Annotated in this window: 13 protein-coding genes; 6 read left to right on the top strand and 7 right to left on the bottom strand. The window is 55.8% G+C overall.

All coding sequences use genetic code 11. The annotated features are described in order from the left end of the window. Positions 1-273 precede the first annotated feature (273 nt). The 3 genes from GRI35_RS11135 to GRI35_RS11125 all read left to right on the top strand — a co-directional run bounded on the left by GRI35_RS11135 (position 274) and on the right by GRI35_RS11125 (position 5,259). On the top strand, positions 274-1,686 hold the full coding sequence (locus GRI35_RS11135) for a hypothetical protein (protein WP_160614224.1): 1,413 nt from the start codon (positions 274-276) through the stop codon (positions 1,684-1,686). A 120-nt stretch (positions 1,687-1,806) separates the two neighbouring features. Then, a complete protein-coding gene (gene uvrA / locus GRI35_RS11130) occupies positions 1,807-4,734 on the top strand; it encodes an excinuclease ABC subunit UvrA (RefSeq protein ID WP_160614223.1) in 2,928 nt (975 codons plus the stop codon). A 150-nt stretch (positions 4,735-4,884) separates the two neighbouring features. After that, positions 4,885-5,259 carry a hypothetical protein gene (locus tag GRI35_RS11125; RefSeq protein ID WP_160614222.1) on the top strand — a complete coding sequence of 125 codons (375 nt, stop codon included), beginning with the start codon at positions 4,885-4,887 and terminating at the stop codon, positions 5,257-5,259. Here GRI35_RS11125 and GRI35_RS11120 read toward each other — a convergent pair. Further along, the gene (locus GRI35_RS11120) at positions 5,252-5,959 is read right to left on the bottom strand and encodes an adenylate/guanylate cyclase domain-containing protein (RefSeq protein WP_160614221.1); all 708 of its coding nucleotides are present in this window, start codon (positions 5,957-5,959) and stop codon (positions 5,252-5,254) included. The genes GRI35_RS11125 and GRI35_RS11120 overlap by 8 nt on opposite strands. A gap of 3 nt (positions 5,960-5,962) precedes the next feature. Continuing rightward, positions 5,963-6,880 (bottom strand): TIR domain-containing protein, encoded by a 918-nt coding sequence (locus GRI35_RS11115; protein WP_160614220.1) that lies wholly within the window; start codon positions 6,878-6,880, stop codon positions 5,963-5,965. 215 nt (positions 6,881-7,095) lie between these two features. Here GRI35_RS11115 and GRI35_RS11110 point away from each other — a divergent pair, with 215 nt between their 5' ends. After that, positions 7,096-8,391 (top strand): hypothetical protein, encoded by a 1,296-nt coding sequence (locus GRI35_RS11110; RefSeq protein ID WP_160614219.1) that lies wholly within the window; start codon positions 7,096-7,098, stop codon positions 8,389-8,391. Positions 8,392-8,458: 67 nt separating this feature from the next. Here the strand turns inward: GRI35_RS11110 and GRI35_RS11105 are convergent, their stop codons facing one another. The 3 genes from GRI35_RS11105 to GRI35_RS11095 all read right to left on the bottom strand — a co-directional run bounded on the left by GRI35_RS11105 (position 8,459) and on the right by GRI35_RS11095 (position 12,511). Next, positions 8,459-8,995, bottom strand: a complete 537-nt coding sequence (locus GRI35_RS11105) for a septal ring lytic transglycosylase RlpA family protein (RefSeq protein WP_235900197.1) — start codon at positions 8,993-8,995, stop codon at positions 8,459-8,461. Positions 8,996-9,972: 977 nt separating this feature from the next. Beyond that, a complete protein-coding gene (locus GRI35_RS11100; protein ID WP_160614218.1) occupies positions 9,973-11,187 on the bottom strand; it encodes an argininosuccinate synthase in 1,215 nt (404 codons plus the stop codon). A gap of 73 nt (positions 11,188-11,260) precedes the next feature. Further along, a complete protein-coding gene (locus GRI35_RS11095) occupies positions 11,261-12,511 on the bottom strand; it encodes a class I SAM-dependent methyltransferase (protein ID WP_160614217.1) in 1,251 nt (416 codons plus the stop codon). A 188-nt stretch (positions 12,512-12,699) separates the two neighbouring features. On the opposite strand from GRI35_RS11095, the gene GRI35_RS11090 reads away from it, so the two are divergent. Beyond that, positions 12,700-14,001: an acyltransferase family protein gene (locus tag GRI35_RS11090; RefSeq protein WP_160614216.1), complete on the top strand. Its 1,302-nt coding sequence runs from the start codon at positions 12,700-12,702 to the stop codon at positions 13,999-14,001. A gap of 258 nt (positions 14,002-14,259) precedes the next feature. On the opposite strand, the gene GRI35_RS11085 is transcribed toward GRI35_RS11090, so the two are convergent. Further along, entirely contained in the window at positions 14,260-15,084 is an 825-nt protein-coding gene (locus tag GRI35_RS11085) for a GGDEF domain-containing protein (protein ID WP_160614215.1), read from the bottom strand. 694 nt (positions 15,085-15,778) lie between these two features. Between GRI35_RS11085 and GRI35_RS11080 the strand changes: the two genes are divergently transcribed. Further along, a complete protein-coding gene (locus GRI35_RS11080) occupies positions 15,779-16,564 on the top strand; it encodes a hypothetical protein (protein WP_160614214.1) in 786 nt (261 codons plus the stop codon). 11 nt (positions 16,565-16,575) lie between these two features. On the opposite strand, the gene GRI35_RS11075 is transcribed toward GRI35_RS11080, so the two are convergent. Next, positions 16,576-17,898: an SAM-dependent methyltransferase gene (locus GRI35_RS11075; protein WP_160614213.1), complete on the bottom strand. Its 1,323-nt coding sequence runs from the start codon at positions 17,896-17,898 to the stop codon at positions 16,576-16,578. Positions 17,899-17,919 lie beyond the last annotated feature (21 nt).

The raw sequence follows: 17,919 nt of genomic DNA, 5'->3' as shown, positions 1-17,919 counted from the left end.
CAATCCGGCATCCGGTGCAGAGACCGTTCGCACCAACCCAACGCAGCACCCCCGCCGCGAACAACCCGATAATTTTCAAGTGATATTCCCCTGCGCCCTTGATTTGTAACGTTTATAGAAAAGAGCGCAGAGGAGGGCGATCGGGAAAACGTGCTCACTTATGGAAAGCTTTTGCTACGGTAAATCCATACCCAGGCTTTGCGATCTGTGACCGCGGTCACAGATCGCAAAGCGAAGCACCGATAGAAAAAAGCCTACGCAATGGAGGCATCAATGAAACATATCGGACTTTTGGCGTTAGCAATTGTATCTGTACCGTCGGCTGCTCAGGACTCTACTCCGGCGGAAGAACGCGCAGATGATGGGCGGGGTGCGGCGTCGGGAGATAACGCTCGGGGAAGAGAAGAAATTGATGGCAATTTCACGAAACCCATGTGCGATATGGCAGCAAAGGCGATTGAAGATGTCAACGGGTTCGTAGGCACGTGTTTGGGCCTAAAGAAGCCATCACAATATTCCAGCGCAGACGTCGCCGCCAAGTTTTCCGTCGTTAAGTCCGGAGAGAATATTGAGGTCACGCCAAGTTACACATGGCGTTGGTCAGGGCTGAGGGCAAAATATGCCAAGGTATCTGTCGGCGGTTTTGCTACCAGTGACGATGATGGAAACTCGACGTTTTATGACTTTGACGACATCCAAAATGGGAGCGGATTTACTGTAGGATTTGAAGCTGGTTTATTCGCTCCGCGCGGTGAAGACAGCAACGGTAAAATTATCCGCGAAGAGTTGATGATCAAGGCTTATGCGAAGGCACGAAGAGCTTGTATCACAGAGAAATCAATGGAGTTCAAGGATGGTAAGCTGATTGGCTCGGTCGATACTGCATCAGCCGTCAAAGCTTGCCAAGGCGCTGGTGTTTGGGAGTGGGTGCAGGCGGTGCCGTCCCGGCAACAAGAATACTGGAAGGAAACGGCTGGTAAACTCTACGATGTCGACAACAAAAATCCGCAGTTCTTCGGCGGCATTGTTTATCGTCAAGCTTATAGGACGGACAAATATCTCACACCTTCTATAATAACCGGACTGGCGCCTTCTACGACGCTTTCTGAGCTTACCAAGATGCAAATTGAAAAGGAGGTAGAGCCGTTCTCCATAAAGGCGTATTTTGGTGTAACCGTTGCGCAAATTGATGATTTGGATTCATTTGACCGGAGATTTGGAGCAGATGAAAAAAGGAGATCGGCACGGGCTAATTTTCTGGGAGATATTGGGCTTGGTGCGGTATTCTCGCTTGCCTACAAGAATGATTTCGAATTTCTGAAGGCAGATCGTAGCCAGACCGTTTGTGTCGTTGAGGGGCTTGTGTCCCGATGCGACAGCTTCAATTTGAACACTGCTTACAAGGTCAAAGAGTGGACTCCCGGCCTAGCGATAAACGTCCTTTTTCCTGGTGTAACGTATGTGCCCAAGTTCGGAGTGTCAGCTCGTTTGAGCTACGAAACAAAGCGTAACAGATTCGGGTTGCAGGTTCCCATTTCATTTGCATTGGATAGCAACGACGGACTGACTGGAGGGGTTCGCTATTTCTATCGCTCGGCTGGCACCGACGTCAGTGGTGCACCAGTGGCATCGGAAAATGGCGTTGGATTCTTCATCGGCACGAAGTTCGGCCTGACCGGGCATTAAGCGAAAACTCTAGTCTAAAGAGCCGAGTTTGGTTGGAATAAAACAAGAACATTGGGATAAATCCGCACCGCCTACACACCTCACTGGACTAACGCCCCAACACCCCCCAAATGCCACTCCATGGCTCTCACACAAATCTCGGTTCGCGGCGCGCGCGAGCATAATCTTAAGGGTATCGATATCGATCTGCCGCGCGATGCGCTGATCGTGATTACGGGGCTGTCGGGCTCGGGTAAGTCGAGCCTTGCCTTCGATACGATCTATGCCGAGGGGCAGCGGCGCTATGTCGAGAGTTTGAGCGCCTATGCGCGGCAATTTCTCGAGATGATGCAGAAGCCCGATGTCGAGCATATTGACGGGCTTTCGCCAGCGATCTCGATCGAACAGAAGACCACATCGCGCAATCCGCGTTCGACCGTTGCGACGGTCACCGAGATTTACGATTACATGCGGCTGCTATGGGCGCGGGTGGGGGTTCCGTACTCGCCGGCGACGGGCAAGCCCATCGAGGCGCAGGTCGTCTCGACCATGGTCGACCGGGTGATGGAATTGCCCGAGGGGACGCGCCTCTATCTGCTCGCGCCGGTGGTGCGCGGGCGCAAGGGTGAATACCGCAAAGAGCTGGCCGAATGGCAGAGGGCGGGATTTACCCGCGTGCGCATCAATGGCGAGCTCTATCCGATCGAGGAAGCGCCTGCGCTCGACAAGAAGTTCAAGCATGACATCGAAGTTGTGGTCGACCGGCTGGCGGTCAAAGAAGGACTGGAAACGCGGCTTGCCGACAGTTTCGAAACGGCGTTGAAGCTGGCCGACGGGCTGGCCTATGTTGACTTGGCGGACGGCGTTGTGCCGGGCCGCGAGGATGAGGATGCATCCGGCGGCGCGATGAAAGGCGCGGGCATTCCCGCCAATCGCATCGTGTTTTCGGAGCGGTTCTCCTGCCCGGTCAGCGGGTTTACCATTGAAGAAATCGAGCCTCGGCTGTTCTCGTTCAACTCCCCCCAAGGCGCGTGTCCGACATGCGACGGGTTGGGGGAGAAGCAGCTGTTCGATCCGCAATTGGTGGTCCCGAATGAAGCGCTCAGCCTGAAGAAAGGCGCGGTGGTGCCGTGGGCGAAGTCCAACCCGCCATCGCCCTATTACATGCAGGTGCTGGGCAGTCTCGCGACCGAGTTCGGCTTCGATCTGGAAACCCCATGGAACGAGCTGAGCGCCGAGCATCAGGACATCATCCTCAACGGCACCAAGGGCCAGCGCGTCCCGCTGACATTCAAGGACGGGCGCAAGCAATATACCGTCAACAAGGCGTTTGAAGGCGTCGTCGGCAATCTCAACCGCCGGATGATGCAGACCGACAGCGCGTGGATGCAGGAGGAGCTGTCCAAGTTCCAGACCGCGCAATCGTGCGAGACCTGCGACGGTGCGCGGCTCAATCCCAAAGCGCTGGCAGTAAAGGTCGGCCCAGAGTCAGAAGCGACCGATATCAGCGCGCCCACACGTATGTCGGTCAGCGATGCGAAGGACTGGTTCCTCGCGCTCGATGACAAGCTGAATGACCAGCAGAGCCAGATCGCCAAAGCTATCCTCAAGGAAATCAACGAGCGGCTGGGCTTCCTCGACAATGTCGGGCTCGATTACCTCAATCTCGACCGGACTTCGGGTACACTGTCAGGCGGGGAGAGCCAGCGCATCCGCCTAGCCAGCCAAATTGGATCGGGTCTCTCCGGCGTGCTCTACGTCCTCGACGAACCCTCTATCGGCCTGCACCAGCGCGATAATGACCGGCTGCTCGAAACGCTCAAGCGGCTGCGCGATCTGGGCAATACCGTGATCGTGGTCGAGCATGACGAGGATGCCATCCGTCAGGCCGATCACGTGGTCGATATCGGTCCCGGCGCGGGTATTCGCGGGGGTGAGATCGTCGCGCAGGGCACGCTCAAACAGGTGATGAAGGCGAAGAATTCGATGACCGCCGATTACCTGACCGGCAAGCGTGAAATTGCCGTCCCCAAAACCCGCCGCAAGGGCAATGGCCACAAGCTGACCGTCAAAGGCGCGCGGGCGAACAATCTGCGCAATGTCACCGCCTCCATCCCGCTCGGCACCTTTACCTGCATCACCGGCGTATCGGGCAGCGGCAAGTCCAGCTTCACCATCGACACGCTGCATGCTGGCGCGGCGCGGGCGCTCAATGGCGCGCGGGTTATCGCGGGCGCGCATGACAGCATCACCGGCCTCGAATATTGCGACAAGGTCATCCAGATCGACCAATCGCCCATCGGCCGCACCCCGCGCAGCAACCCCGCCACCTATACCGGCGCCTTCACCAATATTCGCGACTGGTTCGCGGGCCTGCCCGAAAGCGCCGCGCGCGGGTACAAGCCGGGCCGGTTCAGCTTCAACGTCAAAGGCGGCCGGTGCGAGGCATGCAAGGGCGACGGGCTGATCAAGATCGAAATGCACTTCCTGCCCGATGTCTATGTGACGTGCGAGCAATGCGGCGGCAAACGCTACAACCGCGAAACGCTGGAAGTGAAATTCAAAGGCCTCTCCATCGCCGATGTGCTCGATATGACGATCGAGGATGCGGAGGAATTCTTCAAAGCCGTCCCCCCCATCCGCGACAAAATGCACATGCTCAACGAAGTCGGGTTGGGCTACGTGAAAGTCGGCCAGCAAGCCACCACCCTGTCAGGCGGAGAGGCGCAGCGCGTCAAACTCGCGAAGGAACTCAGCAAACGCAGCACCGGCCAGACGCTCTATATCCTCGACGAGCCGACGACCGGCCTGCACTTCGAAGATGTCCGCAAATTGCTGGAGGTCCTCCAGCGGCTGGTCGATCAGGGCAATAGCGTGGTGGTGATCGAGCATAATCTCGACGTGATTAAGGTGGCTGACTGGATCCTGGACCTTGGCCCCGAGGGCGGGGTGAGAGGTGGTGAGGTTGTGGCGGAGGGGACGCCTGAGGACGTGGCCAAGGTGAAGGGGAGTTATACTGGCGGGTATCTGAAGCCGATGCTCGCGCGGCGGAAAGAGGCAGCTGCATGATGATTACGCCTATCTGGAGCCTGTCAAAGGATTGCTGATGGCGCGCTGGAGAAGGTTGCAAAGGCGCAGGCGGGATACAAGTTGGTATCAAAACGGATGTTGTTGAGGCGGCAGAAGGTAGCCGATTGCAAATTTTTTAGAGGAGTGTTTATGTCCGAAAATCTAGTAAACTTTGGTTTTGGTTCTGTTCAATTCATCAAAGAGGTCGAAGCCACTCCCCCAACTACGAAAGTTGAGGGTAACGTCACGATCAACAATGCGGGGGTGGCAGGAAAGCCCGAGCATTTTTTAGTCACTTTTATGCTCTCGTGCGCGGATGATGGACCAATATCTCAGCGAGATAATATCTTTCATTGGACGGTGGCTGTATCGGACCTTCCCCGAGATACCCCTTACTCCGAAGTCGAAGAGGCTGCCGCAAGGAAACTGGCTCCGATGCTTCGTGAGGTGGCTGAATCTGTTGAGAAATTGGTGAGTGATTTTGATGGGAAAATGAGTGAAAAGAGTAAGTCCGATCCTAGCTAAAAGACCACCACCAAGTTGAACCGTAGATCTGCATGTTATCCTTTTGTGCCCATTTATATCCGGTCCACATATTGCGTTCAGGGTCTCCACCGTATTTCACATCGTTGTGCATTCGGGAGAACGCGCGATCAGTAACGAAAGTTTTTTCAGACATGCTTAGATCCGTAAGTTTTGCGGCGTAGTTTGCGGCTTTGCCAACCCATACGAGATCGTTGTCTCCGCGGACACCAGTTCTCGCGACCCTTGTTTCGGTTGTATCAATGCCAACTACTTGCTTGACCACGTAATTCTCGTTCGGATACTGTTTCTTAAGTTCAGGGTTTACGATTTTTGTTACTGCGTAGTTGATCTTCAGTCCGCATCTAGCTGCACATGTAGTTTGACTGCCGCCGATAAAGACACCCATGACACGATCGCCATCGTATGCAGTAACAGTGCCACCCTCTGACCTAATTACATCTGCTGCACAGCGAAGATATGCACGATAAATTTCGGCCGAAAACCACCACTCTCGGGTGTCCACCAAAGCTGTAGAACCGCTCAAGTCGGCATAAAGTACGGTTGCCCTCTCAAAATGAACTGCATCATTCTTTTCTAACGCAATGTCTTCCGGTGAAGGCACTTGCTTGCCTTCCCGGGTAGTCCAATTCTCGCTGAAAATCCGACGAACTTCTTTCTCTAGTTTATCCTTCAGGCTCATTGTCTAACCATTATATGGGCCAAGCGATTGAATGTGATCGCGGAGCCTATTGCAAGCAGGGGCCATTGCACTGGCTACGTCGTTTTTTTCATCTGGAAATGAATATGGGATAGTGGTTATACCACTTAGATCGCTCGGCAGCTTTATCTCACCATCTCTCGGTTCCATCAAAATTGCCCGACTCCTGCCCAGTCGCCCTAAGAAAAGGCCCAGCTCGAAAATCACGTTGTCCCTCGGACTAGGCCATTCAACGTCTCTGCTGAGCGTACGATCATCTGCGTGCGCAATTGCCAATGCAAAATCAGAGTTTTCTAGTTCGGCTTCAAGCGCCTCGACCGGGTAGGTAGCAATTTTAAATACGCCATCCGTCCAAACAGTCACGTTGAATGGATCGTGTTCAAACGCGTTTTGAATTGTTCTAGCTATGTCGAGGGCTTCCACCGAGCAAATTATGAAGACCCTCACATTCTCACGATGCCCAGGCATTGAATTGTTACGCTCAAGCAGACGCTTAGCCATTTCTTTTGCCAAGGGCTGATATATCTTCGGGAACTCTTCGGAGATATTGTTGAAGTCCTCACCTTTCACCCTAAGAACTAGCTGTTGCTCAGCCGCAATACATGTTGCAGATCTTAGTTGTGTTGGCTGGATCACAGCCATTTCGCCAACATGATCTGAAGGTCCTCTTGTCGCGACTTTTCGACCATTTACAACAATCTCGGTCGTGCCACTCAATATGAAATAAATGCTCTTTGAGTTGTCTCCCTGCTGAATGAATGCGTCGCCTTCTTGAATTTCCAAAAGTTCACCAGCCTGATCAAGGCGCTTACTCAGCTCCATATCTCCTCGAACCAACTTTTGTTCAGAGAGAGTTTCTACTCGTAGATTTTCGTTCTGCTGGAAGTAATCGGCGATACTCATCCGATTTACTTGGCATCATGCTTTGGGTTGCACAACAGAAACAGTGAACATTCCCCCAGATTGGCTATGGGCTTAACTGATACCATCCAAAGAATAAGTCCTAGTCGCCGTGCTTGTTCAATGTGAGAAGCTTCCAGCCTCACGGACCCTGTCCTACACACCCCATTCTGTATAGCTAACTCGGTTCCCTTGCTCACAAGCCCATAGGTGAACCGATGACATATATTCCCAAATCTCCCCGTGCCCGCGCCATGATGGAGCGCAAGTTGGCGCTTCAGGCGGCGGAGGGTGAGGCGGCTGCTTCATCAGCGCGCGTCCCGGCGGTTGAATCTCTTGGGGTTGGGGGCCCGGGAGGTCGAGCGGGACAGCCTGAGGCCCCAGCCTTCACTGGGGATCATGAGAGTGAGGGGGAAGAACAGAATCCCCCCCTCTCTTCAGCCCCGGCCTGCGTCGGGGCGGGCATCGCGGATCGAGGGGTGGTTGCGGATGCGGAAGCATCCGATGAGATACGTGCTGACGACCAAGGTTCGCACCACCCCCAAACCCGCTGTGGCGAAGCCACGTCTGCGACTCCCTCTGAAGAAGAGGGGGCTGATGATCGCACCGCTCTCCTCCCCCAAACCCACTTCACGGATACCACCGCGACCTCATCCCTCGGACATCACACGATCTTCACGCCTCAGGCGCAGGGGGCTTTCCTCGCGAGCCTGGCGTATCGGGGGAATGTGCGGCTGGCGTGCAGGGCGGCTTCGGTCTCGGCGCAGACGGTGTACCGGGCGCGGCGGCGCTCGGCGGGGTTCGCGCGGGCCTGGGATGCGGCGCTCGCCTCTGCGCGCGTAGTGGCGGAGGATGCTTTGGCCGATCGCGCATTGGACGGGTGGGAGGAGCCGGTGTTCTATCACGGGGAGGAGATTGCGCGGCGGCGGCGCTATTCCGACCGGTTGCTGCTGGCGCATCTGGCGCGGCTCGACGCGGTGGCCGCGCGTGAGGGTGTGGCGGAGGGGCTTGCGGTGCTCGATGACCAGATCGAGGCTTTGGGGCGGGGTGAGGCGTTGGAGGAGGTGGTGCCGGTCCTTCGAGACGACATTTCGACAAGCTCAATATCTCCTCAGGATGAGCGGTCCCTTCGAGACGATGCCGCGACAAGCTCAGCCTCTCCTCAGGATGATTATGATCAAGACCCTGTTCCAAGTGTTCCATCGTGTAGGGAATGCGGTGGGCGTTGCGATGATCCGGCGGCTCATGCTGCAGGGGAATTGGGGCCGGAGGATTGCCAATGGTTCGGCAACCGGCTTGAGCGGATGCACGCCGCACGTCCGCTGGGCGTGAAGCAGCCGCATGAGCTGGCGCAAGAGATGGTGGTGCCGCTGGACGGCGCGCATCCCGATCCGCTCGACCTGTCGGACGAAGTGGAAGCGCTGCAGCTCGAAGCCTTCGAGGCGGACGGGCATGAATGGTGGCTGGTGACCACCTATGACGAGATGATGGCGTCGTGCACGTTTTCTGGTTAGCCCTCGGTCGCCGGGCGGCGGTGCACACCCGCCGGCTTGGCTACACCTAACGGCGGCGCGCGCTGGTTCAGCTTGTCACTTTGGCGAGTTCGACTGTGCCATGTCCGCGCTGGACAATGCCCACCTTTTTGGCGGCGGCGCGGCTCAGATCGATGGTGCGGCCCCGGATAAACGGTCCGCGGTCATTGATCCGCACCACCACCGATTTCCCGTTGCGCGGGTTGGTGACGCGAACTTTGGTGCCGAATGGCAGGGTTTTGTGCGCGGCGGTCATCGCGTTCATATTGAAGCGTTCGCCATTGGCGGTGCGGCGGCCATGAAAGCGTTTGCCGTAATAGCTGGCTACGCCGGTGCCCAAAGACTGCGTTTCGGGAACGATTTCGACCTCGATCGGAGGTTCGATTTCGGTGATGTCGACGACGTCACCCTGGGGCTCGGGCATATCGGGAAGCTCTTCAAAAGTTTCAAAGCTTTCTGCGAAATCGGTTTCGGCGGACATCGCGACTTCTTCGGCCAAGGCCGAGCCGGCGACCGGAAGCGTCAGAGCAGCAACAAGTGCCGCCAAAGCGACATGGTGTTTGCCGGAAGTGTTGAACTTGAACATGCGTCGGTCCTGTTGAGTAACTGGCGCGCGTTTACGAGCACGCCCGGACGGTTCCAAATCAGGCACACGGCTCGTCGTTTGGGTGCACCCGTTCATCGCGGAGTCGAACCAAAAATGCGATATCCGGATCGGTTATGCCGAATTGAAATCCGCCGGAATTGCGAATTTGCTGTCCTACAGAGATCGCGATTTCGTAGAATGCCAGCACGATTCGCCCATCCGTTGACGGTTGTTTGCCTGCTCTTTGGTATCATTGATAGCTGGCCGAAATGGCCGGTGCTGAAGCCGTTACCCCAAAAGCAAATGGGGCCGGTATTGCTACCGACCCCACTCTTACCGGGCGTGGACTGCTTCGATGATCGGTCTTGCGACTTTTCATCATTGGAGCACTTGGCCTCCGATGTTTTCCCGTTTCCTACCTCCGGCCTTGCGGTCGGTCTTCGGATACGGTTCTGTCACCGGCGCTCGCACCGGCATCCGGTTCCTTCCGGTCTTTGGTTCTATCCGAAGATGTCACCCAGCGTCCTTCCGGTTCCGCAGCCGATCATCCCATGTTGGTCTGTCACTTCAAACGGTTCCGCTTCTGCTGCTGGTTTGCACCAGAGTTTCCACTTCGCCTCAATGTCAGACCGGTATGTTCGGCCAAGTAACGGCATGCTTTCGCGTTCTCTTCAAACGGTTCGTTTGCTTCCGGCCTAAACCTTCTGCAGACAATCCTCAGTGACCGCGCGGACAGTAACCGCTACGTCGAATTGGTTCAAACTTCTCTTCGTTTTCAAGTCGTTAGACTATCCATCGAGGAGACTTTCTTGCCTTTCCGATGACTTAAAGCTGCGCTTCGAAAGTGAGTCGCGCAAGCGTTTTGAGGCGGACTTATCCACTTTCAGCAAAATCGCTTGTGGACACGAGTGGATAACTCAACGTCTCATCGCAACCGAGAAAATTGACGCTATCGATCGCGCGTTATCGATCTCGCCTTATCGATCTCTTTGGGCGAGCAGCTTCAAGCGCAATGCGTTGAGTTGAATAAAGCCCGCTGCGTCTTGTTGGTCATAGGCACCGGCATCGTCTTCAAAAGTGACGTGTTGCTCTGAATAGAGGCTGTTGGGGGATTTGCGCCCCACCACATCGGCATTGCCCTTATAGAGCTTCAGGCGGACTGTGCCGCTTACTTTCTCCTGACTCAAATCAATCGCCGCCTGCAGCATTTCGCGCTCGGGGCTGTACCAGAAGCCATTGTAAATCAGCTCCGCATATTTGGGCATCAATTCATCTTTGAGATGCGCCGCGCCGCGATCCAGCGTGATTTGCTCGATACCGCGATGCGCGCGTGCGTAAATCTCGCCGCCAGGTGTTTCATACATGCCGCGTGACTTCATCCCGACGAAGCGATTCTCGACCAGATCGAGCCGGCCGATGCCATGCTCGCGGCCGAGTTCGTTAAGCGCTTCGAGCAAGGTCGCGGGGCTCATTGCTGTGCCGTTCAGCGCGACGCCGTCACCCTGTGCGAAGTCGATGGTGATATATTCGGGTGTGTCGGGTGCGTCCTCGGGATTGTTGGTGCGCGAATAGACGTAGTCGGGTGTTTCTTCCCACGGGTCTTCCAGCACTTTGCCCTCGCTGGAGGTGTGCAGCATGTTGGCATCGGTGGAGAAGGGGCTTTCGCCGCGCTTATCCTTGGGCACTTGGATCTGGTGGCTTTCCGCCCAAGCGATCAGTGCGGTACGGCTGGTCAGATCCCATTCGCGCCAAGGAGCGATGACTTTAATGTCGGGATCAAGCGCATAAGCAGAAAGTTCGAAGCGTACCTGATCGTTGCCTTTGCCGGTCGCACCGTGGGCAATCGCATCCGCGCCCGTTTCCCTGGCGATCTCGACGAGGCGCTTGGAGATAAGCGGGCGGGCGATTGAAGTGCCGAGCAGATAGTCGCCCTCATAGCGGGCATTGGCGCGCATCATCGGGAACACGAAATCGCGCACGAATTCTTCGCGGACGTCCTCAATGAAGATGTGCCTGTCGGGAATACCCATTGCGCGCGCTTTCTCGCGTGCCGGTTCGATCTCTTCGCCTTGGCCAAGATCGGCAGTGAAAGTCACGACTTCGCAGCCGCGCTCTACCTCAAGCCATTTGGCGATGACGCTGGTGTCGAGGCCGCCCGAATAGGCAAGGACGACACGTTTGATATCCGACATGTGAGACTCCGCTGAAAATACGCCTGCAGACAGGAGGGGGCCGCTAACAGGCTGCTTACAACATCACAATGAATTATGGCTTTTGCAGCATGTCGCTTTCGTTGTCGGCCAGATAGTCACGCGTGATCGGCAGAGCATGTCTGCTGCGGCTGTACTGGATTTGGAAGTTGCACATGCCGCCATGCTCGAAAGCGGCGGTCGCACCGGCGAGATAGAAGGTCCACATCCGGTAGAAGCGCTCGTCGAACAGATTGATGATGGCTTCGCGATGCTGCTCGCAGCGTTTGTACCATTCGCGTAAAGTTTTGGCGTAGTGAAGGCGCAAAATCTCGATATCGGTCGGGATCAAGCGGAAGCGTTCGCTGGCTGCCATGGTCTCGCTCAGCGCGGGGATATAGCCGCCGGGGAAGATGTATTTGCGAGTGAAGGCATCAGTTGTGCCCGGACTACCCATTCGCCCGATGGTGTGAAGCAGCATCACGCCGCCCGCTGTCATCAGATTGGCGCAGCAATCGAAGAAGGTCTCGAATTGCGGGCGTCCGACATGCTCGAACATACCCACCGACACGATCCGGTCATAACGTTTCGGGCGTTTCGGCAGGTCGCGATAGTCGACCAGTTCAAATGTCACCCGGTCGCTTACGCCTGCGGCTTCCGCACGTTCGATGGCGAGAGCCAGTTGTGCCTCGCTGAGTGTGATGCCGTGGACGTTCACACCGGCGCGGCTCGCGAGGAAGATCGCCATTCCGCCCCAACCGCAGCCGATATCGAGCACTTCTTGGCCGGGCTCGAGAGCCAGCTTGGCGGCGATGTGGGCGAGCTTTGCCTCCTGCGCTTCGGCCAGAGTCATGTCCTCAGATGGCCAGTATGCGCAGCTATATTGCATATGTTCAGGGTCAAGCATCAGTTGGTAGAGATCATTCCCGATATCATAATGATGCGCGACGTTGCTTTGTGATTTGATTGCGTTGTTGACCGATTCCAAGCCTGACCCGATGCGGTCACGAAGCCTGCGAAATGCGCTTGGCCTGCCAATCGATCCGCCACGATCCCAAGGGGCATTGCCGCGCAGTAAAGCGATCAGGCCCATCACATCGCCGCTCTCGATCACGAGGCGTCCGTCCATGAATGCTTCCGCCGCTCCAAGCCGGGGATCGAGGAGTATGTCGCGCGACACACGGTCATCGGTTAGCCTGAGCGCAATATCGGGAAATCCTTCCTCGGCTGTCCCGAATTTCGCAGTCTCGCCATCAGCAAAGGCGACGTGCAATGTCCCTTTGGAAACGATGCTGCCCAAGTATTTTTTGACCAAGCCTTTGCTCATGCCCGTTCCTCCGTTGTCAATGATAGAACATTCGGTTGGGGAAGGGGAACCGTTACATGTGAGACCTTGTCTGGGACCTGACTGCTGCCTAGTTTCTGGAAAGAGAGGGTTTGAAACTTATGCCAGATTTCGATGCGGGAACGCCTGCGAGACCTGCCAAACGCACCTTATGGTCAAAGGCACGGGAGATGGCCGAATTGGCCCCGCCGGAGCGCAATCGCTATGTTGATTTCCTGCGCGCATTCTCGATCCTCGCTGTTGTGATCGGGCATTGGTTGGTCGCGGCGCCCTATATTGATGAGAACGGTACAGTGCAGGGCGGCCATCTGCTCGGCATCTTGCCATGGAGCCAGTGGCTGACCTGGGGCTTTCAGGTGATGCCGGTCTTTTTCCTTGTCGGCGGCTATTCCAATGGCGTGAGCTGGGCTGCGACCAGGAAGAAGGGCGGACACTACTCGGGCTGGTTTGCGAGCCGCATCCAGCGCCTGATTAATCCTGTATTCCCGGTGCTGCTGGTATGGGGCATTATCGCCTTCTTCGGTACGCAAATGGGCATCGAGCGAAGTGTCGTGCGGATGGCGACGCAGTTGGCGCTGATCCCAGTGTGGTTCCTCGCCGTCTATCTGCTGGTCACTGCACTTGCGCCGCTGACCTACCGATTGTGGGAGCGCTTCGGATGGCTGAGCTTTGCAGCATTGGTCGCCGCCGCAGTTCTCATAGATGTGCTGACTTTGTCGTTTGGCGTGCCCTATATCAACTTTCTCAACTTCCTGTTTGTCTGGGTGGGCGTTCATCAGCTTGGTTACGCATGGCGCGATGGCCGGTTTGAAGGCGTTGCGCTGCTGTGGTTCATCGGCGGATTGGCGGTGCTGATAGCGCTTGTCTGGTTCGGCCCTTATCCAGTGGCTATGATCGGGGTCCCGGGGGCAGAGATCGCCAACTCCATGCCGCCGACAATAGCCCTGTTGGCACTGGGCGTGATGCAAACCGGCTTGGCATTGTCGTTGGAGAAGCCCGCACGCAAAATGCTCGACAATATCCGTATCTGGACCGGCGTGGTGCTGATGAACGGCATGATCATGAGCATCTATCTGTGGCATTTGACGGCCTTTGTGCTGGTAATGATCGCCGCTTGGCTGGCGGGCGGTATCGGACTCGACGTCGCTCCGGGAAGTGCCGCTTGGTGGTTTACACGGCCGATCTGGTTTGCTCTGTATATCGCAGTAACGTTGCCGCTGATCATGCTGTTTGTGCGGTATGAGAGAGGCTCCTCCCGTCTTGGGGGCCCGGCCAAGCGCGACTATCCGGTTCCGCATTGGCGTCTGGTTCTGGGCATGCTGCTGATCTGCACCGGGCTCGCGATGACAGCGGCGGTCAGCATCGCCAGTCCTGAAGGTCTTACGGGTGTCCGGCTGTGGGTTGTTGCCCTCCCATTTATCGGCGCAGGTCTGGTCGGATTTGGTCCGGTCTACCGCCTCGTGAAAAGCTAGATCCAATCCGAGTCGCAGCGTGACGATGGCGTGAATCACGTAGAAACTTAGCCAATTTTGCACGTGTGAGGTATCGTATATTAAGTTTTACATCTCGGCGCCGGGTTTTCAGATTTATTCAATTGTCAAAGCCTGTCCCGAGCGTGTCTTAGGGGGCCGATGTGAATATAGCGTGGCGACGGCATGTAGGAAAATCCGCGCTCGTCCAGCCCATCGAACACGCCTCTTTTGCGGAGAGAAAGGGGACGCGGACTTGCGCTAGCCCGCCGCCAAATCGGCTGTGCCACCGTATCGTGCGGATGTCGGAACATCCATGTCCGGTTCGAATTTAACGGTCCGGTTGCGGCCGCGGCTTTTGGCTTCGTACAAAGCCAGATCGACTTTGCGGAAGGGGAAGCGGCGGTCGGTTTGATCCACCCGGTTTACGCCGATACTAACCGATAGCTGGCAGCGCTCGCCTTCATCGGCGAGGAAATTCTCGGCATAGATGGCGTGGCGGATTTGTTCGGCCACGATCCATGCCTCGCCGATGGTTTGATTTTTGAGCAGCACGGCAAACTCCTCGCCCCCGATCCGGGCGACTACATCGTCGGGTCGCAAATGGTTTGTGATCAGCTTGGCCATTCTGATCAGGGCTTCATCGCCGGTATGATGGCCGAACCGGTCATTGATCGCCTTGAACCGGTCGGCATCGATCAACAGCAAGCTATCCGGTGATTGGTCCGCGCATCCGGCGGTCAGCTCGGCGAGGAAGTACTTCCGGTTGAGGATACCGGTCATGGCATCATGCGATGCCTCATGCATCAACCGCAGGTTGAGCGCCTCGGCAGCTTCGGTAGCACCTTGCAGCTCTGCATTGAGCCGTTCCAGCCGCTTGCTCTGCGAATGGATCACCAGTCCGATCGGGAACGAGCAAAAGAACGGCACAAACAGGGCAAAGCGCATCGCGCTGCCAAACCGCCCGTCCACGCCATAGATCGCGTAGTAGCTCCCGCCGACAAGGATAACCGAACCCACAGTCGACAGCGCCGCCAGCAGCAGCGTCTTTTTTAGGACATCTGCGTCGAGACATATCGATTTCAACACGCCTGGGCGGGTAGCAGAATGGTGTTGAGAAAGGGTTGAGGGGGTGGAGGCTAAGTAGCTTAGCAATCCATCAGACTTGTCTAGCGTTTGGCATGAGTATCTCAGGCGAAGCATTGTGGGCCGTGATCTATAGGAATACATCCACTGATTGGTATGCCCCTGGGATAGATTGCACCCGAACATAACCATTTGCTTGGAGTTGTTCGACATAATCGATAAAAAAGCTAGCTGTTGACATCGTAGTAGTTTGACGGCTCAATCATATCGTAAAGTGGTTGGTCGAGTAGCTGGCAACGGTAGCTTGCTTCAGACAACTAACTGGAATTGAGTTGGGGCTGGTCTTGGGCAATGATGCCGACAACGTAGTAAAACTCCATGCCGGAGAAGGAACGGAAGGTTCAGACAACCCACCGCCCGGTGACTCGGCTCGTTCAAATCGTGATGCAAATCCGCGGTCGAATGTGCTTCTGGCATTTTCGATATTTTGGATGTCGGTCGGAATGGCAACCACGATCACAAAAGATATACCTTACATAAACTACGACCTGCCTGTTGAGGTTAGGGCCATTCTAATCTTTGGTCCCTCTATCGTGACGTTTATGGCCAGTGGGTTCCTGCGCTCTCGTCACTTGAAACAACTTTCAGACCTCATACCATTCAAGATAGTGGCGAAAGACGCCGGGGATAAGAAATGAGCCGCGAAAAGCAGATCGAGATTTCATGGTCAGCCGTCTTGTGGATTCTTGCCGGTCTTTTTCTGATCGTTGGAATGCTGAGTTTTAGGCAACTGGACAAGAGCGTCCGAGATCTGGAAGAAAAACGGGAAAGTCTGGAGTCTCAAGTAGCTGCACTGAGTTACGAACGTGACCAGATGGTCAGCAGCCAGATCCTGCTACTAGCCAACTCTGGTGCTTTGGCGGACCAACTCGAGGTCCAAATGCCGCTATTGGAGAATGGATGTATCCCAGACTATCGCATCAGATGTGGCTTTTGGAAGGAGCTTACTTCGTTGTATTTGAAACTGCGGGACACGATCGAAGGGCGTATTACAGCGGCCTCGCTTGATGACTTCGAAGAACTTGAGAGTGAATATAATGAAGTACTGTCGCTCAGTGAGTCTATCGCTTGGCGCGGCGAAGGCGAGAAAGATAGATGGCGTGGAATCGCCCTAGAAGGCATTGCTTACGCAAGATTGAGACAAGAGAATGACGACGCTGCCTTGAGTATGATTGAAGAGGCAGAGGCACTGTACCCAAATTCAGGGATAATAAATTCTACGTCGCTCAAAATACGATGCGCAAATGGAGCCAGTCCGACTGAAATTTCGAGAAAATACAGACAGTTTGTGGAAGGACTTGCCGTCGATGTCGAGAGTCAAACGGCGTCATCAAAGGTTAGCTCAGCAAACTTTAATCGTAATTTGTTTTTGAGCGATCCAGAGATCGAGCAATATTGTGGAGCTATTGACTCGAAATAGTAGCGGCAGACTCACTCCGCAGCCTCTCTCAGCCCCGCACCCAAACTCCACTCCGGGACGACACCCGCTTCTCTCAACCGCGCGCTCTCTTGCTCCATATACTCCCGCGTCATCGGGATGGCGTCGCGTTCTTTGACGTAGAGCAATTGCCAGTTGACCATTGTGCCGTTGCGGAAGCTTTGTTCGGCGCCGGCCAGGTAGAACAGCCACATGCGGTAGAAGACCTCGTCATACATTTGGGTGATCTCGTCTTTGTGCATCACGGTGCGGTTGTACCATTCCTCCAGCGTGTAGGAGTAGTGGAAGCGCATCGCCTCAACATCCATTACTTGCCAGCCATATTGCTCGCTCTGCGTGACCAGTTCGGACAGGGCAGGGATATAGCCGCCCGGGAAGATGTAAGTGCGCGTCCATGCATCAGTTAATCCCGGAGGACCCGCGCGGCCGCAGCAATGGCTGAACATAACGCCGTCCTTTTTGAGCAGGCGGCCCGTATGCTCGAAGAATTGCGGATAGTGGATCGTACCGACATGTTCGAGCAAGCCGACGCTGGAGATGCGGTCGAACGTTCCCTCTCCCTCGACATCGCGGTAATCCATCAATGCGAATTTGACTTTGTCGGCCACGCCCGCCGCCTCTGCGCGTTCTTTGCAGAAGGCGATCTGGTCAGGCGCGAGGGCGACGCCGAGCACTTCGCAGCCGTAATGCTCGTGCAGATAGAGCGCGAAACCGCCCCAGCCGCAGCCGATATCGAGCACTTTCATCGGAACGCCGCCATTATCTTCGGGCCGCTTGATGTGCATCTTGGCGGCCATATGGGCCTTCTTGTCCATCTGCGCTTTTTCGAGCGAAGTGTTCTCGGGATCTTCGCGGTAATAGGCCATGGTGTATTGGCGGTCTTCGTCGAGGAACAGCTCATACAGGCGGCGGGTGAGATTGTAGGTATGTTCGGCATTCTTGCGCGCGCTGCTGCGCAAATTGATGCCGTCCAGCTTGGCCTTCAGCGCCTGACCGGTTTTGCGCAGGATACCTTTGGCCTGGATCGCGCTGTCGCCCTGCTTCTTGGTGTTCATGGTGACGAACAGGATCATGTCGCGGATATCATGCGGTTCATCGACCACCAGCCAGCCCCACATAAACGCCTCACCCGCGCCCATTTGCGGGTAGCGGGCGATGTGGTTTGCGGCTTTTTTGTTGGTCAGGCGAATGCGGATCGGGCCGCGTTCATCGAGCCCTTCGCCTGCGCCGAAAGTATATTCCTTGCCGTCATGATCGGTCACGATGATTGTGCCCGTATGGATCGCACCCGACAGAAATTTGCTCAAAAGCCACATTGATATTCAGCCCCCAGATTA

Origin of the sequence: Pontixanthobacter aestiaquae (genome assembly GCF_009827455.1) — a bacterium.
Lineage (GTDB): Bacteria > Pseudomonadota > Alphaproteobacteria > Sphingomonadales > Sphingomonadaceae > Pontixanthobacter > Pontixanthobacter aestiaquae.
The sequence above is the reverse complement of the archived record's forward strand: the minus strand, read 5'-3'. Positions and strand labels throughout refer to the sequence as shown.